General features: G+C 53.0%; 18 protein-coding genes, 1 tRNA gene and 3 pseudogenes. 15 read left to right on the top strand and 7 right to left on the bottom strand.

Going from position 1 to position 23,109, the window contains the following annotated elements:
• Positions 1-48: 48 nt before the first annotated feature.
• The 5 genes from ABJ99_RS14930 to ABJ99_RS14910 are packed head-to-tail and all read left to right on the top strand — an operon-like array spanning position 49 to position 5,339.
• Positions 49-1,911, top strand: coding sequence for a hypothetical protein (locus ABJ99_RS14930; protein ID WP_054086449.1), 1,863 nt, complete (start codon positions 49-51; stop codon positions 1,909-1,911).
• Between the two features lie 16 nt (positions 1,912-1,927).
• Positions 1,928-3,037 (top strand): DegT/DnrJ/EryC1/StrS family aminotransferase, encoded by a 1,110-nt coding sequence (locus ABJ99_RS14925; RefSeq protein WP_054086448.1) that lies wholly within the window; start codon positions 1,928-1,930, stop codon positions 3,035-3,037.
• Entirely contained in the window at positions 3,034-3,984 is a 951-nt protein-coding gene (locus ABJ99_RS14920) for a glycosyltransferase family 2 protein (protein ID WP_054086447.1), read from the top strand. The genes ABJ99_RS14925 and ABJ99_RS14920 overlap by 4 nt, the downstream gene beginning before the upstream one ends.
• A complete protein-coding gene (locus ABJ99_RS29625; protein WP_054086446.1) occupies positions 3,971-4,921 on the top strand; it encodes a WxcM-like domain-containing protein in 951 nt (316 codons plus the stop codon). The genes ABJ99_RS14920 and ABJ99_RS29625 overlap by 14 nt, the downstream gene beginning before the upstream one ends.
• 7 nt (positions 4,922-4,928) lie before the next feature.
• A complete protein-coding gene (locus ABJ99_RS14910; protein WP_054086445.1) occupies positions 4,929-5,339 on the top strand; it encodes a GtrA family protein in 411 nt (136 codons plus the stop codon).
• Positions 5,340-5,434: 95 nt separating this feature from the next.
• On the opposite strand, the gene ABJ99_RS14905 is transcribed toward ABJ99_RS14910, so the two are convergent.
• A complete protein-coding gene (locus ABJ99_RS14905) occupies positions 5,435-7,522 on the bottom strand; it encodes a glycosyltransferase (protein WP_054086551.1) in 2,088 nt (695 codons plus the stop codon).
• Positions 7,523-8,144: 622 nt separating this feature from the next.
• Here ABJ99_RS14905 and ABJ99_RS28310 point away from each other — a divergent pair.
• From ABJ99_RS28310 to ABJ99_RS27215, 4 genes and pseudogenes are all read left to right on the top strand, one after another.
• Positions 8,145-8,375 (top strand): hypothetical protein, encoded by a 231-nt coding sequence (locus ABJ99_RS28310; protein WP_147461930.1) that lies wholly within the window; start codon positions 8,145-8,147, stop codon positions 8,373-8,375.
• On the top strand, positions 8,341-10,197 hold the full coding sequence (locus ABJ99_RS14900; RefSeq protein WP_054086444.1) for a hypothetical protein: 1,857 nt from the start codon (positions 8,341-8,343) through the stop codon (positions 10,195-10,197). The genes ABJ99_RS28310 and ABJ99_RS14900 overlap by 35 nt, the downstream gene beginning before the upstream one ends.
• A 70-nt stretch (positions 10,198-10,267) precedes the next feature.
• Complete coding sequence (locus ABJ99_RS29220) at positions 10,268-10,429, top strand: transposase (RefSeq protein ID WP_054086550.1); 162 nt, start codon at positions 10,268-10,270, stop codon at positions 10,427-10,429.
• 130 nt (positions 10,430-10,559) lie between these two features.
• Positions 10,560-10,886, top strand: a pseudogene (locus ABJ99_RS27215) (transposase domain-containing protein); the annotation flags it as partial.
• A gap of 184 nt (positions 10,887-11,070) precedes the next feature.
• On the opposite strand, the gene ABJ99_RS14890 reads toward ABJ99_RS27215, so the two are convergent.
• Positions 11,071-11,970: a glycosyltransferase family 2 protein gene (locus ABJ99_RS14890; RefSeq protein ID WP_054086549.1), complete on the bottom strand. Its 900-nt coding sequence runs from the start codon at positions 11,968-11,970 to the stop codon at positions 11,071-11,073.
• A gap of 289 nt (positions 11,971-12,259) precedes the next feature.
• Complete coding sequence (locus ABJ99_RS30050) at positions 12,260-12,979, bottom strand: methyl-accepting chemotaxis protein (protein ID WP_459426206.1); 720 nt, start codon at positions 12,977-12,979, stop codon at positions 12,260-12,262.
• Between the two features lie 1,672 nt (positions 12,980-14,651).
• Between ABJ99_RS30050 and ABJ99_RS14880 the strand changes: the two genes are divergently transcribed.
• Together ABJ99_RS14880 and ABJ99_RS14875 are read left to right on the top strand one after the other, a co-directional pair.
• Complete coding sequence (locus ABJ99_RS14880; RefSeq protein WP_054086443.1) at positions 14,652-15,773, top strand: J domain-containing protein; 1,122 nt, start codon at positions 14,652-14,654, stop codon at positions 15,771-15,773.
• Positions 15,774-15,888: 115 nt separating this feature from the next.
• Positions 15,889-15,965, top strand: a tRNA-Met gene (locus tag ABJ99_RS14875).
• Positions 15,966-16,220: 255 nt separating this feature from the next.
• Here ABJ99_RS14875 and ABJ99_RS29900 read toward each other — a convergent pair.
• A complete protein-coding gene (locus tag ABJ99_RS29900) occupies positions 16,221-17,009 on the bottom strand; it encodes a methyl-accepting chemotaxis protein (RefSeq protein ID WP_412032785.1) in 789 nt (262 codons plus the stop codon).
• Positions 17,010-17,126: 117 nt separating this feature from the next.
• Positions 17,127-18,101, bottom strand: a pseudogene (locus ABJ99_RS29895) (cache domain-containing protein); the annotation flags it as partial.
• A 347-nt stretch (positions 18,102-18,448) separates the two neighbouring features.
• Between ABJ99_RS29895 and ABJ99_RS29890 the strand changes: the two are divergent.
• Both ABJ99_RS29890 and ABJ99_RS29885 read left to right on the top strand, forming a co-directional pair.
• A pseudogene (locus ABJ99_RS29890) lies at positions 18,449-19,489 on the top strand (methyl-accepting chemotaxis protein); the annotation flags it as partial.
• 39 nt (positions 19,490-19,528) lie between these two features.
• Positions 19,529-20,392 carry a methyl-accepting chemotaxis protein gene (locus ABJ99_RS29885; RefSeq protein WP_412032784.1) on the top strand — a complete coding sequence of 288 codons (864 nt, stop codon included), beginning with the start codon at positions 19,529-19,531 and terminating at the stop codon, positions 20,390-20,392.
• 68 nt (positions 20,393-20,460) lie between these two features.
• On the opposite strand, the gene ABJ99_RS14860 is transcribed toward ABJ99_RS29885, so the two are convergent.
• On the bottom strand, positions 20,461-20,985 hold the full coding sequence (locus tag ABJ99_RS14860; protein WP_230081036.1) for a hypothetical protein: 525 nt from the start codon (positions 20,983-20,985) through the stop codon (positions 20,461-20,463).
• A 418-nt stretch (positions 20,986-21,403) separates the two neighbouring features.
• Between ABJ99_RS14860 and ABJ99_RS14855 the strand changes: the two genes are divergently transcribed.
• Both ABJ99_RS14855 and ABJ99_RS14850 read left to right on the top strand, forming a co-directional pair.
• A complete protein-coding gene (locus ABJ99_RS14855; RefSeq protein WP_054086440.1) occupies positions 21,404-21,643 on the top strand; it encodes a ribbon-helix-helix domain-containing protein in 240 nt (79 codons plus the stop codon).
• Positions 21,643-22,053: a putative toxin-antitoxin system toxin component, PIN family gene (locus ABJ99_RS14850; protein WP_054086439.1), complete on the top strand. Its 411-nt coding sequence runs from the start codon at positions 21,643-21,645 to the stop codon at positions 22,051-22,053. The genes ABJ99_RS14855 and ABJ99_RS14850 overlap by 1 nt, the downstream gene beginning before the upstream one ends.
• A 41-nt stretch (positions 22,054-22,094) precedes the next feature.
• Here the strand turns inward: ABJ99_RS14850 and budC are convergent, their stop codons facing one another.
• Positions 22,095-22,859 carry a meso-2,3-butanediol dehydrogenase gene (gene budC / locus ABJ99_RS14845; RefSeq protein ID WP_054086438.1) on the bottom strand — a complete coding sequence of 255 codons (765 nt, stop codon included), beginning with the start codon at positions 22,857-22,859 and terminating at the stop codon, positions 22,095-22,097.
• Between the last annotated feature and the right edge of the window lie 250 nt (positions 22,860-23,109).

Here is a 23,109-nt window from a genome sequence, read left to right as displayed (position 1 = left end):
AAAAAATTAAAAAACTATTACATCAAGAATCGACAGCAAGGGTATGCAATGAATGCAGTACAGAGGCACCCCGACAAGTTAATGACCGCGCTAAGGTGGGTGCTCATTATCTTACCGTTCATTAGCCTGTTTATCAGTATTTGGTCGTGGCTTAGATATGGGGTTGACATTCCCGTTTATGATGACTGGCGTCAGTATAAAGCTAATGAAATGGGACGTCTGGATTTAGCTTATCTTTTTACTCCGCACAACGACACTCTATATTCGTTCGGACTGCTATTGGATTCTCTTGCTTTCCGATTCCTTGACGGAAACACTGTCGCTTATCAGCTCTTGAGTCTAACGTCAGTCTTAGGAGGTCTTCTTCTTTTGCAGTGGAAGCTTCTTAAAAGATATTGTGCCGATAAAAACTGTCTAGCCGTAGCGTTTTCCTTTACGCTTTTGATGCTACAACCGGATACCTATTGGGGCTGGCAAAATCTGGCTTACCATCAAGCTCTGCCCCTTGTATGTGTACTTGGGATTCTGATGCTTGCGACAAGCACAACACTCAATTCAAAGGTGGCAATACTTGCCGCGGCCAGCATGGGCTTCGTTGCCGGGCTCTCCTACATAAGCGGCGCTTTTTCAATCCTGGCACTGTGTGCAGTATCCGTAATTTACGGGCTTATATCCAATACAGCGCAGCGTAAACGCGTTTTGAATATTGGATTAGCTCTAATAGCGCCTGCAGTTATTACTACTGCAGCGCAATTGTGGGTCATCATTGAAGTACAGCACGGCACGCACCGTGCTGATGCACCAATGGCGTTTCCTTGGGAAGCTGATTTCTGGCTATTTATGCTTGGGAAAGTTGCACGCTCCTTGATGCTCCCGCTAGAGCATCCTATATGGTCGATAGCCGTTACACTGCTTGCACTGTCCTGTCTGGCAATTGTACTTTTCAAAAGCATACTGATCGTTGCGAGAGAAAAAGCTTCTACACCTTCGGAGCCTTTATACATACTCATTAGCCTCAGCGCAGTAGTATTCTCCTACCTCCTTCTTATATCTGCCGGACGAACTAATCTTCGACCGGAAACAGTGACTGCACCGTTAGAAATTTTTACTTATGGCTTTTACAGATTTCACTTCTTTTGGATCACACTGCTTTGGCCTTGGCTTGCTTACATCATATTCAATTGGTTGCAGCATAAGATGAAAGCAAAGCGCATTACAAAAATAGCGCTGTTTTCAACAACAATTTTATGGGCGGCAGCATGCGTTTACACCCCAATCATTGCCAATGCTAGTTTTTACAAGTCAACCATGGCGCAGCGTGTAAGTGGACTTAATTGCATCATAGAAAAGATTCAACAGCCAGGCCCTGTAAGATGCGTTGGAATCGATCTTGAAGATATCGCAGAAGGCATAAAGAATGGCCGCAATAAAAATGCGTCTTTTGCAAGATCAATGCATATCATGCCACTGCCGCTTGGCACAAATTCGCCAAGACCAGACTACAGATTGTCAGAAAACCTGGAAACACTGATAATAACTAATGCACATCCAGTTCTCGGTAAAATTACGCCGCTTGCCTTATCAGCAGCCAACGATATTAACTTAAATTTCAAGGTCAATAGCGACCTCTCGAGCTGCAGCATGTTAGATATTTCGGCATCCTTAATATCCACGGACGGCGGCATTGCTCAGCTTTTCTATCTGATACCTGGCGATGCTGGCTTTAACGAGCTACACTCTACCACCGCTATGGTAGCGGGCTCAAAAGAGCCTCAACAAGTGAATTTCTTTATTAACAGCCCCACAGGCTTTGAAAAAGACATGCGGTTCGATCCAGTAGCGGAGAGTCAAAATCTTACGATAAACGATCTTGAAGTCCGTTGCCGCTCGCACTTTGATGTTACCCAATAATTTATAGGTCGCTATTATGCTCTCGTCCATTATTCCTCTTTTCTCAGCAACAGCAGCTAACGCTGGACTTGACTTCGCCACCCCGCTGAAGGCCGTGCTGGACAGTCACTGGTACGTTTTGGGTAACGAAGTAAAGCTGTTTGAGGAAGAGTTCGCTGCGTATGTAGGCGTACAACATTGCATCAGCGTGGCGAACGGTTCCGACGCACTGGAACTTGCCCTCAAGGGGCTGGGCGTTGTGGGGGGTGATCGTGTTGTCGCCGTGGCCAACGCCGGCTTCTACGGCAGCACCGCTATTCACGCAGTTGGCGCGACTCCTGTGTACGCGGATGTCGATCCAGCAACGTTGACTCTGTGCAAAAACTCTCTGGAAGCAGTAATTGCCAAGGAAAAGCCAGCGGCCATCATCGTTACGCACTTGTACGGTCAACTGGCGAACATCGAAGAAATCGTTCAGATCGCTTCCGCCGCAGGCATTCCGGTTCTTGAAGATTGCGCGCAATCCCATGGCGCTCGACGCAATGGCAAGCAAGCAGGCAGCTTTGGCACCATCGCCTGCTTCAGCTTCTACCCGACTAAAAACCTGGGCGCTCTCGGTGACGGCGGCGCAGTAGTTACCGGTGATGACGCTCTGGCGGCACGTATCCGGCAGCTTCGCCAGTACGGCTGGGACCAGAAATATCGCGTTGCCATACCAGGCGGCCGCAACAGCCGGCTCGACGAGATGCAAGCCGCAATCCTGCGCATCAAGTTGCCGCATCTGGACACTTGGAACGAGCAGCGTCGCTCGATCGCCAAACGCTACAATGAAGCGTTTGCCGGGCTGGATATCCAACTGCCTTCCTCGGTGTCGGACGACTACGTTGCACACCTGTATGTGATTCGCGTTAAAGATCGGGCAGCTCTGGCTGCTGCGCTCAAAGAAAAGTCGGTCAGTACGGATATTCACTACCCGATTGCCGACCACAAGCAGCCAGCCTATGCAGCCGCGCCGTCTGTAGCTCTGGACGTTACCGAGCGTACATGCGATACCGTCATCTCTCTGCCCTGCTTCCCTGGTTTGAGCGACGAAGAAGTTGATCGCGTCATCGAGGCCGTGACCACGCATTTTTCCAAGGAGATATGATTTTGCTGACGTTGGTCATTCCCGTTTATCGCAATGAGAGCAACCTTCCGGATCTGCTCGTTGCCGTAACGGCGCTGGATAAGCAACTCGGACACGAGCTTGAAGTCGTATTCGTTGTGGACGGCAGTCCGGATCGCTGTTACGAAATACTCAGGGAACAACTGCCGTCGCAATCGTTCAAGTCCAAGCTGATCCTGCTGTCCAGAAACTTCGGGTCCTTCATGGCTATCCGCACGGGTCTCCAGCATGGAACCGGCGAGCGTTTCGCGGTAATGGCAGCGGATCTTCAGGAACCACCAGAACTGGTTCTGGAAATGAACACGGTCCTGATGCGCGGCGATATCGATGTTGTGGTCGGTGTGCGTGAAGGCCGCCAGGATCCATGGGCGACGCGGACTGCTTCAAAAATTTTCTGGGGCTTTTATCGTCGCTATGTCATTCCTGAAATACCGCCAGGCGGCGTCGACATGTTCGCCTGCAACAAAGCTTTTCGGGATACTTTGCTGACCCTTGAAGAGCGTCACAGCTCTCTCATCGCACAGATATTCTGGATGGGCTACCGCCGCGAAGTAGTCACCTATACCCGACAGGAGCGAGTTCACGGCACATCCGCGTGGACGCTGCGTAAAAAAGTCAATTACCTGATGGACAGTGTGTTCTCTTTCACGGACATGCCCATTCGGATATTGACCAGAGTCGGCGCGTTCGGCTCGACATTCGCTGCACTGTTTGGTGTATTTACAATAATTGCCAAGCTCGAAGGTAGAATCGAAGTGCCTGGCTACGCGATGATTATGCTGGCCATCACGTTTCTTGGCTGTTTGAACTTGCTGGGATTAGGCATCGTTGGTTCCTATGCGTGGCGCACTTACGAAAACACAAAGAATAGACCCTTGGCCATCCCTATGCGGATCGAGGGATTTGGAGAAACACATGAGCAGCGGTAAGGATTTCTTTGTTCACAGCCATGCGCTGTGCGAGTCCGAGAATATCGGTAAGGATTCGCGAGTATGGGCGTTCGCTCATATCTTGCCTGGCGCCCGTCTGGGTAGCGAATGCAACGTCTGTGACAACGTATTCATCGAAAATGACGTGGTCATTGGTGATCGGGTAACGTTGAAGTGCGGCGTACAGGTCTGGGACGGCATTACCATTGAGGACGATGTATTCATCGGCCCTAATGCCACCTTTACCAATGACCTGTTCCCGCGTAGCAAAGTCTATCCGCAGACCTTTGCCCGAACCGTCATCAGAAAAGGTTCATCTCTGGGCGCGAACTGCACCATCCTGCCGGGCATCACCATCGGTATCAACGCAATGGTTGGCGCAGGGGCTGTGGTGACACGCTCAGTGCCGCCTAACGCGATAGTTGTCGGCAACCCAGCCAAGATCATTGGTTATGTGGACGCCAAACCTGTCAACGCCAACAGTGAAACGCGAGCAGAACAGAAAGCGCCTGGCGTAACCGCTACCTCCGTCAAGAACGTTACGCTGCACACCATGAATGAAGTCGCCGACATTCGCGGCAGTTTGTCGGCGGGCGAATTTGAACGCTCCGTGCCTTTCAAGTCCGAACGGTACTTTCTCGTCTACGACGTTCCAACTGCCGAGACCCGAGGCGAACACGCGCACCGCATCTGTCACCAGTTCCTTGTTGCAGTAAAAGGCTCGGTTCACGTTGTAGCGGACGACGGCGTTAATCGTGAAGAGTTTATTCTCGACAAACCGAATCAAGGCATACATTTGCCTCCAATGACTTGGGGCATTCAGTATCGGTACTCTCAGGATGCCGTGCTGCTGGTATTCGCTTCGCACTACTATGATGCCGGGGACTACATTCGTAACTACGAAGAGTTTAAATCCCTGATCGCGAACGCTGAATAACGGCTCAATGATGAATCAGGCTGTCTCAAAATTCTTGAAGCAAGACTTTGCCAGATTCCTGATGTCAGGCGGTTTCAATACCGCCTTGACCTATGGCATCTACTTGGTTCTATTGATGTTCCTGTCTTATAAAGTAAGCTACACGATATCTTATGCGACCGGAATCTTATTGGCCTATGTTCTGAATCGGTTCTTTGTATTCAAGAGCCACCAAGGCTTACGCTCGGTTGTGCTGCTTCCATTAATCTACGCAATTCAATACTGTCTCAGCCTTGTCATACTCTGGTGTTGGGTTGAAAAGCTGCAGCTCGACGAAAGACTCGCGCCATTAGCAGCTATCGCCCTAACACTTCCTGTTACGTTTATTCTCTCAAAGCTTGCCTTCGCCACGAAAGACAAAGCACCCCAGCGCCCATAAAGCTAAAACCCATCAACTAAAATAGTTGACATCACTACAGCACACCTGCCGATCAGATACCGGCAGGTGTACGTTAGCAGTGCGTACCTTACAGCCTACATACCACCTGCCAGATCAGTTACTCGCGGAGGAAAAGCCATCGAGAAGTCTTCTGCTGAAAAAGTGAGGTTAGGGTTGTAGTAAGGATCATGCTTGATAATCGCCCTCCACTTATTCTGCATATACTCCACCTCGCTAATGAAACGCTTTATTTTTTCCGGCGTATCTTCATAGCCACGTGTAGCAGATTCATGATGATAAAGATCTGCGTTAGGAGTCCAGATATTCTGATACCCGGCCTGCATTATTTTCAGGCACAGATCCACGTCATTGAATGCAATTTTCAAGTCTTTGGCATTGAGCCCTCCGACTTCCTGGAAAACCGACTTTTTGACAACGAGGCACGCAGCGGTAACCGCGGACATTCCCTGTATCAACGACGCTCTTCCAAAGTAACCATGATGCCCTCTAGGAAGCATTTTATGAGCATGCCCGGCAAGGGTCAGTGGGCCCATTATGACGCCGCCATGTTGTAGCCGCTCATCGGGATACCACAACCTTGCACCAATTGCACCGGCGTTCGGCTGTAGTGCCAGCGATACCATTTCATCCAGCCACTCTGGGCTGATAACTTCAATATCGTTATTGATCAACCCGATGAGCTCGCCCTTGGCATGCTCTACGGCGTTGTTATTAAGTGCCGAGTAGTTGAAATCACCATCATCACGAATGACCGTCACGCCCGAGAGCCGCGAAAGCATCTCAAAATACTGAAGTGATTGAAGATCATCAGAGCCGTTATCAACCAGAATGATCTCGTAATTAGGATACAGCGTCTTGTGGCGAATGCTTTCAATGCATTGTTTCACCAACGCATAAGCATTACGCGTAGGGATAATCAAACTCACCAGAGGCTTTTCTGTGGGCAGATCGTAATGTACGCGGTACATACCGAAGTCAAGCAACTCTGCACGCCCGGCTATGCCAGAACGCTTCAAATGCTCTTCAAGTGCCTTTTGCCCGGCATTCTGTGCATAAGGCTTTTCATCGGTGGACATTGCAGTACTGCCGGCATGCATGCGCCAATGATAAAGTACACGAGGGATGTGGATAATCTGAGTAGCGTCAATTTGCTCAACACAGCGAAGAGCCAGATCATAATCCTGGGAGCCTTCCATGCCGACGCGGAACCGGCCGACCCGGTCGACAAGTTCTTTACGATAAACGCCCAAGTGGCTGATCATGTTATGCGATCGAAACAGGTACGGATTCCAGTCAGTTTTGAAGTACGGTGCCGACCTGACGCCTTGTTCGTTTATCTTGTCCTCATCCGAATAGATAACCGCTGCATCTGGATGATTATTGAGTGTCTTGGCGACCCAAAACAGTGCGTGCTCAGGAAGCGTGTCATCATTGTCCATAAGAACAATAAATTCACCGGATGCGATATCAAGCGCCGAGTTGCTTGCCTTTGAGATATGCCCGTTCTGCTCACGGTAGGTGACTTTTATCCGATGATCTGACTTGGCGCTCTGCTCAAGAAACAACCGTACACGGTGATCAGTCGATGCGTCGTCAGCGATACACAATTCCCAGTTGAAATAGACTTGGGTTTTTATGCTTTCGATGGCTTCTCTCAGCATATCGATAGGCGGATTATAAACCGGCATGATGATGGAAAGCAGCGGCTTGATTTTCCAGCCCCCCATTTCCTCGTACATGCAAAGACGATCAATGTCGTCAATAGTGTCGAATTCTTCAACCCATTGTGTGTAGGTATCGACGTGCTCCGGTACGTGTTCTGAGTGAACGACGTCTGTCGTTTCTGGCTCAGCGGTATGCGACAACGCGCCACGAGCGGGCAATTGCACCGCTGCTTGCTCACCGCTGCTCGCGCGTCGAATGGCAGCCACTATTTTTCTAAGCGGGGATGTTATCTTCCAGCTCGTCGAGCCTTGCAGCTCCATAATGGTAAGATTCAGATTATGGATGTGTGTATCTCGCTCAATCAAAGCAGCCCCGAACACAGCCTCCTTTCTGACCAGCTCTTGTTGCTTCAGGGCCAGCTCTCGCTGCAGCCTTTCTATGACAGCAGAAGACTGCTTTCTCTGAAGCGAGTTCTCTTGGCGGAGACGCTTAAGCATGACTCGTTGACCTCGTAATTTTTTAAATTCTTCCGAATACACCACGTTGCGCCTAGGGCAAGACGGTCACTCGCACTCCTTTCAACATTTCGTATATTACACGACTTGTCTGTGACGGTTTGGCTTCTGACATCACTTCAACACTATATTAAATATTCACAGGCATACTCATTGAAGCCGACATACGCTGACCTCGGAGAGATGAGCACTGTGGATTTCCAGGCATCCACCTCGTATTACAGGCAGATTCACCATCGCCAACCCCAAATATTGCCCAAGACCAAGCATAGACAGGCCACGTTTATGCAGGTGCAAAAAAAGACCTAGGACGGCAGTCCGACGGACTCATCTACCTGACCACTCAGAGCCATGACATGGTACTCACCTGAATTTCAGTTCTACCCCATACCTTGGCCTTGGACGGTTGGTTTTGGTACTGCAGGCTTCATTATCGAAAGAAGGTGGTTTCTAACAGGCATCTGCTTTGCGGCGCTTATAGCCTTCGGCGCAGGTACACTGGGGGGGGGGGGGCATTCAAAGAGCGGTTCACGGGCAAGGTCATGATGATGGCGTCCGAAAACAAAACACGTTGCGAAAGGGTAGCCCTCGCAGGATGTTGGGGGTGACCATTTCATTAAGCTACCGCCTTCTTTGCACGCGAACTGAAGAGACTTATCAATTTGGTTCGGCAGTTGCAACAGATCGCGTATTCAGTGGCGTATCTCAGTCGTTTACTGAACATCTGACGTGGATAAGATGGAAAAACTGGCGGCAATGGGTTAAGTTTGCCGGCCGAAAACTCAACAAAAAGGAAGAAAATGATCCAGCAAAGCAGTGCGGCGGCCGCCATTAATCGAGGGCTAGCGTTTTTTCTGGTCCTTCTGCCCGTTATAAGCTTTTTAATGAATCTGATTTCCTGGCTTCGATTCGGAATTGATATTCCTTTTCTGGACGATATGAGGCAATATGCTTCAGATGGTGCGGGTCGCATGGACTGGGACTACATTATGTCTCCTGCCAACGACACGCTTTACCCAATAGGATTAATTTTCGATGCTTTGGCTTTCCGGCTCTTAGACGGCAATAGCGTTGCCTACCAAACTATATCCATGGTAGCGGTACTCGGGGGAATACTATTCTTTCAATGGCGATTATTGTCTATCTGCACAAGCAGTAAAATCGTAAGAGCTATGAGCTTCGCAGTAACAGTTTTCATGCTTCAGCCTGATTCCTATTGGGGCTGGCAGAACATGGCCTTTCACCAAGCAATTCCGGCCCTATGCAGTTTATGGATTATTTATTTAGTTCTGTCTGATCAAGACTATAGGCTTTCTGCGCTATCTATTTTTGTGATATCTATTATTTCTGGATTCACCTATACGAGTGGCGCTTTCGCAAATCTTTCTATTCTTGTCGGGCTTTGTATTTTCATACTTTCACTAAAAAAAGAAAACTCATTTAAGTTTAGGGTTGGCGCCATGGCTATGTTGCTGCCAACCGTATTATCGGTGACAGCGCAGTTATGGGTTTTGATATGGGTGCAGCATGGCACCCATCGACCTGACGCACCAATGGCTTACCCTTGGGAATCTGATTTCTGGTATTTTCTTTTGGGAAAGATAGGGCGCTCACTTTTACTTCCAATGCAGACACCGGATTTATCAATATCGGTAAGCGCCACTGTTTTTATATTATCTGCAGTTATGGCAATATGCGCGATAGTTGAAGCCAGGAGAAGCCAAGCCTACTCTAAGCTTTGGAATTCATCAGTTGCATATTTGTGCATCTTTGGTGTGGTGTTATTGTATTTATTTATTATTTCTGCCGGCCGGGCAAATTTGAGGCCTGACAGTGTTGTAAAAGCTACTGACATATTTATTTATGGGTACGCTAGATTCCATTTCTTTTGGGTATGTCTACTTTGGCCTTGGCTTATTGCTTTTCTAATGGAGCGAATCATTTATAGAAAACCTAAAGAGGCAGGCCGCCCAGAGATACCAATACTCGTACTATTATTCTTGTTTATACTCATATTTAACTCAAAAGTAATGAGTCATTCAGAATATTATCGCACAACTCAGCAGGTGAGGGTAGTAATCCTAAAATGCCTAACCTCTGGCGTTTCGCGCGGAGTACCTTTTGAGTGCCCAGATTTACATCCTGGAATCAATATGCTAAATGTTTATTACAAAAGCTTGGACCTTGGCGCATCTTATGCACAGTTGATTTTGAAGCCCCCAACTCCGCTTTGGTCAAATGACCCACCGCCTCTGTATAGGCTGACTGAGAACAAGGGACAGGCCTCGTACCACAATACGACGATCGTTGATAATGGTGCCAAGGGTGTATTCCTGAATACAGCCGTCGACTCTATGATTGAAATTAATGTTGGCAATCATGATGCGCTAAAGAATTGCAACGTGTTGCAGGTCAACGGTTCTTATGATGTGAAAAGTCAGGACCTTGCCCAGCTTTTTTATCTACCTGCCGGGGTGGTATCTTTTTCTCAGACATATTCTGAAGGTCGCCAGCTTTCCGCTGGAGGTGGTGAATTCTCGTTCGAAATCCACAGCAAAAACGGGTTCAACAGCTTTTTACGATTTGACCCGGCCGTGAACTCTATCCCTATCACACTAAAGCAGCTCGAGGTCCGCTGTGCCGTGAGCGCCTCATGATCCCCACATTCCAAACCAGCCTTTGAAGCATGTTGCTGTGCTCCCGATTATTATCCGGAGCCAGCACCTCATGAGGCGACCCGACGCCAAAGTCGAAAAATTTTACCTCAACCCAAAGCCTGTCGACTTTAGAAAATCCATCCACGGGCTGGCCGCATGGGCAGCGATCGACGAAGCAAGCTTCGGTAAATTGCTCGACTCGGTGACGGCTGCCGACGTGCTCAATGAATAAACATCCAGACTTTTGCAGAATTTACCCAGTTGCCTTACTACGCTGATGTATCACTCAAGCGTCTACGAGACTTACCGAAAACATAACTCAATACCGCCCCAAGACAGCGTGGACAAAACAATTACCACGGCTAGAGCGTGATCTGAAGTGTTTCAACAACAACTACAGTAAAACTGGTCGTCGCGAGCAAAGCCTCCGCGTACTTGCTCAGCTGAAAAACTGGATCGAAAAGACAACCTCAGTCACTGCTCCGAAGAAGAACTGGTTGTTTAGAAATACGCCCAGAGGTGCAGTGGCCAGTGCTCAATTTTACAGTTTGGTCGAGACAGCTAAAGCGAACGGCCAAGAGCCCTATGCGTAGCTGCGCTAAGCACTTGAGCGCCTACCAATGGCGGCTTCGCTTGAAGATTACGAAGCCCTGCTCCCGTGGAACTGCCCCCCTCAGTTGCACTCCTAAAAGCTCTGCCCATCTTTGGCTAGATGGGGCTTATGGAGCGCTCACATCAAATCGAATGAATTATTGCGGCTAATCACACGCTGCTCCTCGCATCGTAAAACGTCCATTGGAGGTACTTTGACGAATACTTTCTTCTGATTCATTATCAAACGCATTGCGTAAACGACGCAAATTTGGTCGCCCGCTACACTCGCCCCAAACACACTGCCAACATCAAACTTAGATTGCCCTGCACCGTCTGGCGGTAGATCCCGGCTTTTCGGAGAGTCAACACGCGCTTCAAAAAAACCTCTCTTCGACCGGTTTCAAAATACGCCAGTACACTCCTGCTTTCTTCAGTAAGCACACACTCCATCTCATTCAGAATCGCCACGTTCGCGTCATTCCACTCGATGAATCGGCCTGAAAGCATTTTGCGAAACCGCACCAGTCTGTCGCGAGTGCTGGCGTTTGCACCAATCAGGTTGCCGCTGTGCTGACGGTAATCGAGACAGGGCTCGGCGTCATAGCACACCTCACCACCACACCCGGTCACCAACAGATAAGTCAACCAGTCATGGGCGATCAGCGGAGAGTGCTCAGGCAACCGGACCAATAATCCACGAGCCGTCTGATTGATCAACATGGTATTGGCGCCCGCCAGACTTTGAACCAACGCGTTCTTGAAGGACGGCGGTTTGCTGAACAGTGGCGATACCCCAATCACCTTCAAGTCTGCATCGACCAGTCGGGTTCTGGAGCAATAAAGCGCAGGCTTGCTGCTGTCCAGGTGCTCCAGGCGATTGACGCTGCGCTCCAGCTTGTCGCTGAACCACACGTCATCCTGATCGCTGAAAGCAAAATAATCGGCTTCTATTTCAGGACGCTGAACCAGAGAAATGAAGTTTTCCGCGAAACCTTTGCAGGGGCCATTGAAAATGACCAGTCGCTGGTTACCCCAAAGAACCTGATAATCAGACAAGATCCGTAGCGTGTCATCAGTAGACGCATCGTCGGAAACATAGAGAACCCAGTCGGAAAAGGTCTGGGCGGCAAACGATTCAAGCTGCTCACGAAGGTAAGCCGCCCCGTTGTAGGTGCACATCAAAATGGCAACGTGCGGGCGACCTGAGGGAAGATCGTCAGCCTCCGATGGCCCACAGCCTCGCAGCGAGCTGGCATCGCCCGCCCTGTGTTTTTCGGTACGCTGTGTTCTCAAGAAACCTTTCGCCTGCAAAAGCGGAGCATTTTACGCTTTGTCTCGACTCCCGTCAGTCATCAAATGATTGAAAGCGCTTCCATCTATCCAACTTCCTCACGTCACGAGTGCAGAACCGAACAACCTGTGGGACTCAATAACGCCATTTTTTGAGTCTCACAGGGCCATTGCCTCCTCATCCCAACCGAAACCGCGCCGTATTGTCATTCAGCGCCCGGCTGCCCTGGCTCAGCGTATTAGCCGCCTGATTGACCGCCCGCGCACCTTCCAGCAAGCGCCCGGCAGCCTGATCGACCTGCTGGATATTGCTGCTGACTTCATCGGCGGTCGAGGCCTGCTCTTCGACGGCCGTCGATATCTGCGCCAATGTATCTGCGACACCCTGCACGGCGGTGGCGATCTCGCCCAGACGAACGCCGAGCCCGGTTACCGATTGCGCATCGTTGACCGCCTGGCCGCAAGCCGCTTCCATCAGGTTAACGGCCTGGGTCACGGTCGAGCGCAAGCTGTCGACTGTGCCGGCGATCTGCGCGGTTGACGCCTGGGTGCGTTGTGACAGGCTGCGCACTTCATCGGCCACCACGGCGAATCCGCGTCCCTGCTCACCCGCGCGGGCAGCTTCGATGGCAGCATTGAGGGCCAGCAGGTTGGTCTGTTCGGCGATGCCGCGAATGGCATCCACCACCGACTGAATTTGCTGCCCCTGCTCGCTGACTCGCCCCAATGCTGCGGCTGTTTCGGTCAAGCGCTGGTTGAGTTGCTGAATGCTGTCGGTGGTGCGCTGACTGTCCTGACTGCTCTGCTCGGCAATATGGCGGGGGTGACGAGCGCTCTCCGAGGCCTGCTCTGGCCACGCCTTGAGAGGTGGCGGCCAGCTCCGTTGCTGCCGTGGCAATCTGGCTGATCTGTTGTTGCTGGTCTTCGACCTCGTTGAGCGTTCCGCTGGATTGCGCCGTCAGTGTCAGCACTGCATCGCCTACTCGCAGAGTTTCCTGATTGACGCCCAGCAGGCTGGTACGCAATTGCACGACTGCGACGTTCAGCGCCCTGCTGATGGCAGCAAGCTCGTCACGCCCCTGCACCGCAACTTCCACGCACAGATTGCCGTCACGTAGCGACTCGGCCAGGGTGGTAATCCCCCGTGCGCTGTTACGAATGGAGGATTGCAGGCAGGCAAACAGGTACATCGCCATTGCTACCAGCACGCAAAACACCGCGGCCAGCGGGATGAACTCCATGTTCGAGGACTCATGGTAATAATCGAGGCGCCCATTGAGCGATTCGAGTGAGTGCTTGCGCAGGCCCGACGTGCTGCTGGTCAAGGTATCGATGCTTTTCTCGAACTCTTCCGGCTTGAGTTTGATACTGCCGCCGAACACACCGTCATCGATGACTTTCAGCTCGGTTTCCAGCACCTGTTTCACGCCCGCATACGTGTCAGCCCAAGGCTGAAGCTGCTCGGGCAGTTTGGATAACAGCAGGCTGGCCGCTTTATTCATCTGTTCCTTGGAGTCGTCGATACGGCCGCGCAGATCGCGCATCTGCAGACGGCTTTGCAGGCTGAACTGACCCGAAGCGACGGATGTCTGACCCACGCTGGACAAGCGGCCGATGCGCTCGATCAAGTCCGGCACTTGCTGCGTGGAGAGCTGCATCAACATGTAGGTTTCAAGCCACGGATCGAGGATCAAACCGCTGTCCATTGCGATCTGCTCACGCAGCGCCTGCACCAGATTCAGCACTGTCGTGAATCGGTCGTAGCCGTCCGGCCACCAACCCACAGTGCGCAACGACGCGGTATCCAGACCGGTAACCGCTGCCTGCAAAGCTTTGTAGCGGGTCATCGTGTCAGCCGGGGCACTCTCCTGGATCAGTACCGTGTTGACCCCTTGCAATGCCTTGGTGATACGCGGGATGCCAGCATCGACAGCCGCCATTGCTTCCCTGGCAGCGGGTGTCGGCTCGCGAAGAATATCGGCAGCCTTCCAGCGGGCTGCATGGTCGCGCTGGGCAGACAGCTCGACGTTCAGGTCATCGAGCGCCAGCAGTTGCCGCACACCTGACTGCTCGCCCGAGATCACTTCGAGCTTATTGCGGTAGTCTTTGGTGATAAACCAGGCACTACCCGCCAACGGCAGAATAAACAGCAGGAACAAGACCTGAAACTTGCGAGCAAAACCAACGCGCCCCATCAGGCGCATGCCCGGCGACAAAAAACTGTTCATGTCCTGCAACTCCCCGTGAACACCGGCCGGATCTGAACAAACAGAGGCGATGCCTTTTTTTTGGAAAAACACTGACAGCAAAATGCCATGTTCTTGTTTCAATGGCGATACGTGTCGCCTCAGATTGGGTCGAAAAGCGCGGTAACCCACTCGTTTCCTGGTCAATAGCGCAGCCTTTGACGCCCTGGAAACATCCAAGCAAGAACCGGACCGCCACTCAAGCACCCAGCACTTTTTTCAAGACGGCAAATTGTTCACCCTTAAAGAGCCCGGAGAAAAGTAAACTTCAGAAAATTTGCCGATTACTTCATAGCGATCTCGCCCTTTACAGGAGGTCTAGTCATGACTACCCCGCCCGCGTCGCCACGTATCGTTGCGCAACCCTCCAAGCCTCATCTCAGCACTGGCCAGAAAAAATTCAACACATTGATGGAGAAGCTCGAAACACGACGCAAGCTTCTTCAGCAGTGGCTGGAGGCGTCAACTAACTGCGAACAGTTATGGGTTGAAGAATGGGTCCCGATGCTCAAAGAGCAGGCTCAGAACGAGATAACCAGGCTGCGTCTGCTTGACCAGGCCAGCGATCAGTTCCGGCTGGGCAAGAAGGACCGCGCCACACTGCGGGACATTATCTGTGAACTGACGATATCGCTGATGGGCGAGGAACACGACGAAGAGCTGAAGCGCCTTTATCTCAAGCATTCCGGCAACGATTACGACGAGGATCGCCGCCGGGAAGACGAGCTGTTTAAAGCGTCACTGGAAGAAACGCTGGGCGTGGAGCTGGGAGACGACATCGATCTGGACTCCCTTGACGACATTACGACGCACATTGAAGAGAAGTTGAGGGAACAGACCGAGCAAGCAACGAGCAACCAGAAGCCAAAAAAACCGTCTGCCAGCGAACTGCGTCGCGAGCAGGAACAGGCAGAGGGCAGCCAGTCATTACGTGAAATCTACCGCAAGCTGGTCAGTGCACTGCACCCCGACCGAGAGCAGGATGCCGATGAGCGCGACCGCAAAACCGAGCTCATGCAACGTGTTAACGAAGCTTATGAAAATGACAACCTGCTGGCGCTGCTACAGATGCAAATGGAGATCGAGCAAATCGACCAGACGCACATCGACACCATTTCCGACAAACGCCTCAAGCACTTCAACCGGATCCTGAGCGAGCAACTCAGAGAACTGGAAGACGAGATCCATGATCGAAAAATGATGATCCGGGAACGCTTTCTGATGGATCCCTACGAAGACATCAGGCCCAAAACAGTCAACGCAAAATGTGCCAGGCAGCTTAAGGTCATCCGAGAACACCTTCATGAAACACAGGATGAACTGCAGGCGCTCACCCACCCGAAAAGCCTGAAAGCCTGGCTCAGAGATCAGCGAGAGATGGACCATATGCTGGACATGGTAGACGACTTCGATGACGAGGAGCTGCTGAACGCCCTGTTCCGATAAAGCCCGAAAAAGACGACTTCAGGAAAGCCTCCGCCTAACCGGTTGATCCCACGCAATTATTTTTCACAGCAACGCTTGACACATATCCGCTTAGCGCGAATAATGCGCGCCACTTGGCTACATAGCTCAGTTGGTTAGAGCATAGCATTCATAATGCTGGGGTCCGGGGTTCAAGTCCCTGTGTAGCCACCAAGTACCGGTTCAGAGCCTTCCACGAAGGTTTTGAATCAAACAAGAAGCCCGCCTCGTGCGGGCTTTCTTGTTTCTGGCCTTCCTGTTTTCGCACTGCGCTTGCTTCCAAAGAGTCGAGCCAACGCCTTGTCTTCCGCCGACGCATTCAAAAGTACAGTGCTGTAAGCGCAATAGCTTCGCCCTTGGTGGCTGACATCCTCGAAGCAAACACCGGATCACAGCGCACGTGATCCGGCTCTGTCACTGGATGTACGGTCAGATCTTGAAGCTGTCCACCAGCTGTTTCAAACGTCCTGCCTGTCGTGAGAGTGCGGCGCAGTCCTTGAGTGTTTCATTCAGGTTGGCCACGCCCTGCTGGTTGAGCGTGTTGATCTGGTTGATATCGATGTTGAGTGTTTCAACAACAGCCGTTTGCTCTTCGGTGGCAGCCGCTACTGACTGGTTCATGCCATCTATTTCACCAATCCGGCGCGTCACATCACGCAAGCGGCTGCCGGCCTGATTGGCAACTTCGACACTTTCCTGGCTAGACGCCTGACTTTCGTTCATGTTCAACACAGCATGTTGAGAGCCGGTTTGCAGACCGCCGATCATCTGGTAAATCTCGTCGGCCGACACTTGAGTACGGTGCGCGAGGTTGCGTACTTCATCGGCCACTACGGCAAAACCGCGCCCTGCTTCACCGGCACGTGCGGCTTCGATTGCTGCGTTAAGCGCCAGCAGGTTGGTTTGTTGGGAAATACTTTTGATGACGTCGAGAATGTGCCCGATGTTATCGGTACTGGCATTGAGCTGTTCGACTTGCGTGCAAGAGTCGCTGATCTTGGCTGAAAGCTCGCTCATGGCGCGGATGGTTTTCTCGACCACAACCTGGCCATCTTCCGCCTGAGTCCGGGCTTCGCTGGCCTGGATCGAAGCGTCGGACGCGTTGCGGGCGATCTCCTGCGTTGCTGCACCCAGTTCGTTGATGGCTGCAGCAACGCTGTTGGTGCGCGCGCTCTGCTCGTCAAATCCGACGATCGAGGAATTGGAGGAATTAACCACGCGCTGCGACAGGTCATGCACTTGCAAGGTGGCAGACGACACCTCAGCGATGGACGCATGCACGCGCTCTACAAACTGGTTGAATGAGCCACCCAGCTCAGCGAATTCGTCCTTGCCCTGAATGCTCAGGCGACGGGTCAAATCACCTTCACCTTGGGCGATGTCGCGCATTGCCCGGCCCATGTCGGTCAGCGGCCGCATCAACGCGCGAATCAGCACGCTCAACAGCAAGGCGATGACCGCCACCGCGATCAGCACAGCCACGATCGCCGAGCTGCGGAACTGGCTCAACGGCGCATACGCCTTGTCTTTGTCGATCGACAGACCGATGTACCAGTCGGCCGATGGCAAGCCCGTGATCGGGGTAAACGATAGCAGTCGTTGCTGACCGTTCAGCGTGACCTCTCGCAAACGCGCGTCCAGGCGGATGATCTGGCCGGGGTAGATGTCCTTGAGGTTTTTCATGACCTGGTCCTTGTCAGGGCTGACGATGATCTGCCCGTCACCACTGACCAGAAACGCATAGCCAAGGCCGCCGAATTCGACGGAGTTGATGATTTTGACCAGCGTGTCGAGACTCAGGTCGCCACCTGCCACACCGGACACTTGGCCATCGGTCTTGACCGGGCTGGCAATGGTCACCACCAGCCCCCCGACGGACGCCAGATAAGGTGCGCTCAAAATGGTCTTGCCAGCCTCGACCGTCGACTTGTACCAGGGCCGCTGACGTGGGTCGTAGCCCGCCGGCATCGCCACGTCGGGGCGTTGTGTGAACGCGCCTTTGTTGTCACCGACGTAGGTGAACTGGAACGTGGAAACCAGCGAGGATTGCGACACCAGACCGCCGAGGTCGGAGCTGACACCCTGATAAGCCACGTCCTGAGCCAGGTTTTCCAGCACCAGAATGCGCCCGCTCAGCCAGTTCTGCACACTGCTCGCCGTCAACTGGCCCGCTTGTGCCACGGAGGACTCGAGATTCTGGGTAATGGTCGTGCGTTGCAGATAGTCGTTGTAGAGCGTGAACAGCGTAAACGCCAATACCACGACACCGGACGCAGCCAGAAGAATTTTATGCCGAAACTTCAAGGTCATTACGGAACATCTCAATAGGAATGGAGGAGATCACACGCCAAAGCAACTTACGAAACAAGCACGCCATTCTCTATCGGCAATGACCTCATTCTGAAGTAAGGCTTTTACTGCATCGCACAACCGGCAATCGGGATTCATACACATGAAACGATGGCCTGTTCAAATGCATCCGGCAGCTCTTTATAGCGGTGACCTGCAATGAATGATAGGTCCGCACAACCGTTTCAGCCGTTTTAAAAATTTATCTGCTTTTTCATTTCAGCTTCGTGGGTGCCAGCCGATAGCGTCTGTATCCCCTGCCCTGACAATGGTTTTAACGCCATGCCTGTCAACGCTTTACTTTTTAAATGGCTGTCCCGGAGAATTTTATGAATAGCTGGTTTGCAAACATCAGCGTCAATATGAAGCTGGCCGTCGGGTTCGGTCTGGTACTTGTATTTACTGCCATTCTTGCGCTCACTGGCTGGACCAGCATGGGTGGTTTGATCAAACGCAGTAACTGGATGAGCGACATTACCTCGCTCAATGCACAGTTGACCAAACTGCGGGTCACCCGCCTGCAATACATGGTGGCGGACGGCGACGAGAAAGTCGCAGAAACCGTTCAGGTTTCGCTGGATGGCTTCAAGGCTTACCAGCAAAAGCTGCTGAGCTCGTTCAAGAGCCCCGAGAACGTGAAAATGCTCGAGCAGCTGTCTGCTGTGATCGCTGATTATCAGCAATCGCTGAACAACATGCGCAGTGGATACAAGGCCAGCAACCTGGCACGCGACGAGCTGACCACGCATGCGGTGAAAAGCCTCGCGGTGTTCGACCAGCTTCAGGCTGACGTGCAGAACATGGACCCGGCCGATGCCAATCGATTCGAGCAGTTCGAGATCGTCACCCGGGCCAAAGACGACCTGCGGCTCGCGCGCTATGAAGTGCGTGGCTACACCACCAATGTCACGCCCGAAACAGAACAGATGGCAGTCGCGAAACTGGATGCGGCCATCAAGGATCTGGACACGCTCAAAGCGACCTTCAGTGGTCCTCAGGCCGAGCAGTTGAAACAGCTGGACACCTCGTTGCAGGCCTACCGCGCGACCCTGCAGAACTTCAAGGTTGCCAATGCAACGATCGCCCAGGCCCGCAAGGAAATGACCACGCAAGGCCAGGACATCGTCAAGATCAGTGAGGCCATGTATCAACTGCAACTGGATCGTCGCGACCAGGAAAGCGCACAGGCCCGTACCACACAGATCATCTGTACGCTGCTGGCCATGATCCTCGGCGTTATCGCCGCCGTGATCATCACTCGGCAGATCACCCGCCCGTTGAAAGAAACCATGGCCGTGGTCGACCGCATTGCATCCGGCGACCTGACCCAGACCCTGGCAATCACCCGTCGCGACGAACTGGGTGTGCTGCAGCAGGGCATTCAGCGCATGGGCAGCACGTTGCGCGACTTGATCGGCGGGATTCGCGACAGCGTCGTGCAAATCGCCAGCGCCGCCGAAGAGCTGTCAGCTGTTACCGAACAGACCAGCGCAGGCGTCAACAGCCAGAAAGTGGAAACCGATCAGGTGGCCACTGCCATGCATGAAATGTCGGCGACTGTAGCCGAAGTGGCGCGCAACGCCGAACAAGCGTCGCATGCCGCTTCCAACGCTGACCGCGAAGCACGTGACGGCGACAAGGTGGTCGGTGAGGCCATCGCCCAGATCGAGCGTCTGGCGACTGAAGTGGGTCGTTCTGCCGACGCGATGAATCAGCTGGAGCAGGAAAGCGACAAGATCGTCAAGGTCATGGACGTGATCAAGGCCGTGGCCGAGCAGACCAATCTTCTGGCCCTCAACGCCGCGATCGAAGCTGCACGGGCCGGGGAAGCCGGACGTGGTTTTGCCGTGGTTGCCGATGAAGTGCGCGGTCTGGCGCAGCGTACCCAACAGTCGACGGTCGAGATCGAAACACTGGTTGCGGCTCTGCAAAGCGGGACCCGTCAGGTGTCCAGCATCATGCTCAACAGCCGCGAGCTGACGGTCAGCAGCGTACAACTCAGCCGCAAGGCCGGTACATCGCTGGGCAGCATCACCCAGACGGTCTCCAGCATTCAGGCCATGAACCAGCAGATCGCTGCTGCTGCCGAGCAGCAGAGTGCAGTGGCCGAGGAAATCAGTCGCAGCATCGTCAATGTGCGCGATGTGTCCGAGCAAACCGCGTCGGCCAGCGAAGAAACCGCTGCGTCCAGCGTTGAGCTGGCGCGCCTGGGTGGTCATTTGCAGACACTGGTCAGTCGCTTCAAAATCTGATCGGCGGCCAATACTTTCAAGCCCGGTTTTTACCGGGCTTGATTGTTTCAGAGGGTCACACCACAGGCTTAGTGTTGATCGCTGGGTGTGCGAAGCCGCTCGATATAATCAGCCACGGCAATCTCATCAGCCTTGCGCTTGCCCGCCAGTAGAAATGCCCGGAACACCTCACTGCCGAGCACCTGATGGATATCCTCGCGAATCCTGTTCTGTGCGGAATCAGAGATGCCTGCCTTGCCGTGCTGAATCTCATGGGCGCTTTCCAGCACCTGAACCAGTCGGCCATGGAGTTTCTCAAGCCCTCGTCCGCTGGCTATCCGCTTGTAGGTTGCCAGAAAGAACGTCTCACCACGCCCCGGCTCATTGCGGGACACATACGCCACCGCACACAACCCCACCCCGCTACGCTTGCGCCAGTGCACAACGGTGTTGTTGCCCAGTTGCAGAACATCTTCACGTCGCCATGCATGGCCGCTGTAAAGCAGATGAATGATGGCGGCATCCAGTGCACGCCGCGTACCGCCAAAACGCAGATCCGTGAAGCGCGCATTGACCTTCCAGCTCTCTTCCTTGCGGACACGCACAATCCACACGCGCCCCGGGCCTCACGGGTAATACCGCGCGGAACACTGTAGGTGACATCATCGACGACTTTGTCGTAACACCTCAGGCCTGAAATATCGATTTCAGACGATGGGTTCATGGGGCTGTTCGATGCTGAAACGTTAAGGGCTTAACGCAACAAGGCAATACGGCTGCCAACGGCTTTATCTGCGTTGTCGTGAAGGGTGATGCACTTGAATCAGGCCTGATGCCGGGTCCATAGGAGGACAGTGTGGCAGCAGGTGAGTGATCGGGCCGGTCGGAGCGACAGGTGGTTGAAGTCCTCAGATACACGAGGGCGTGAGTTTCAGAAGCTGTAGCCAAGCATCACACCGTCTCCGCAGGGCATTTACCACGCGATAAAAACAGGTGTATAAACACACATACACCTATCCGCAGGCAAAGATAATGAACACCACTCGATGGAATATCGCGGTCTCCACAGACACGGACCAATCACTCCGCATGTTTCTGGCCAGTCAGGGGGGTGGCCGCAAAGGTGACCTTTCGCGCTTCATAGAAGAAGCAGTGCGAGCCCACATCCTGGAACTCAGTGCTGAACAGGCGAAAACCGCCAACGCCAATCTAAGTGAAGCGGAAATTGCTGGAGCGATTGATGAAGCGCTCGACTGGACAAACAAGCGCTGATGCGGGTCGTGTTGGATACCAATATCTTGTTCAGCGCACTGATCTCCCCACACGGTGCACCCGATACCATCTACCGTGCCTGGCGCAGCGCTCGCTTCGAAGTCGTAACGTCGCGAATGCAACTTGAGGAAATTCGACGTGCGAGCCGCTACCCCAAGCTACAGGCAATCCTCAAACCCGCCAAAGTGGGTGCCATGATCAACAACCCGCAGCGCGCTTTGGTATTAGAGCGCCTGACCATTGAGGACGAGGCCGACGATCCGGACGACTCGTTTCTATTGGCCATGGCGCTCGCAGGTAATGCAGACTATCTCGTCACTGGTGATCGCCGCGCGGGTCTATTGCAGCGCGGGCACATTGAACGAACTCGTATCGTAACGCCTGCAATATTTTGCACCGAGGTACTTTGATACTGGCCACCTGGCATTCCAATGAGGCGTGCTGCCGAACATCAAGCCTGCGGCGGCTGCCCATTGGAGGCAGACAAGCCGCCATCCACCGGCAGGTTGACGCCGGTCACGAAGCGCGCATCGTCGCTGGCCAGAAACGCGATAACATCGCCAACGTCCTCAGCTTCGCCCGGGCGGCCCAGCGGGATGCGCTCCTTGAATTTGGCCATCAGCGCTTCATCACCCAGCATGTCTTCGGTCAGCTCGCTGCGGGTCAGTGAAGGGCACACTGCGTTGATACGCACGCCGTCCACGCCATGATCCATGGCCAGCGCGCGCGTAAAATTGGTGATTGCGCCCTTGGCCGCATTGTAGAAACTCATGCCCCAGTCGCCGCCCAGGCCGGACACCGACGACACATTAATGATGTTGCCCTTGCTGGCGATCAGCGCTGGCATGGCGGTGCGGGTGCAATAGAACACGCCATCCAGGTCCACGGACATCAGCGCTTTCCAGTCGTCCACGCCCAGTTCGGTCACTTTGCCGGACGTTACGACACCCGCGTTGTTGACCAGCACATCCAGACGACCAAAGCGCTCAGCCACTTCCTTGAAAAGCGCCTCCACGTCAGTCAGATCAGCCACGTCGGTGGCTCTGATCAAATGCTCTGCGCCTGACAGTTGCGCGGCCACGTTGGCAAGTTTCTCGCGGTTGCGGCCGACCAGCACCACGCTTGCACCTTCACGCGCGAAACGCTTGGCGGCTGCTGCGCCGATCCCGGAACCTGCTCCTGTGATGACAACGACTTTCTGGGTGAACCGATTCATGTGGCCGCTCCAATAAAAGAATGGGGTTACCGGGTGGACTGCCTGCGCGTCCGCTACGTTCACTCCCATTCGTTTACCGCCCTTTTTGGCGCACGAAAACCAGGTGAATCGGTAAAGCGCGACTAACCGCTCGTTGACAAACAACGCTCATGCTGCAAATAATCGCCAAGGTTGTACGACAACCTATAACGCCAACAATAAAAACAAAATCGGGGTACGTTCATATGAAGACTCGCGCCTGCTCGCTTGC

It is taken from the genome of Pseudomonas syringae pv. cilantro, from assembly GCF_001293775.1.
Lineage (GTDB): Bacteria > Pseudomonadota > Gammaproteobacteria > Pseudomonadales > Pseudomonadaceae > Aquipseudomonas > Aquipseudomonas syringae_P.
This window is presented reverse-complemented; position numbering and strand designations above follow the sequence as displayed.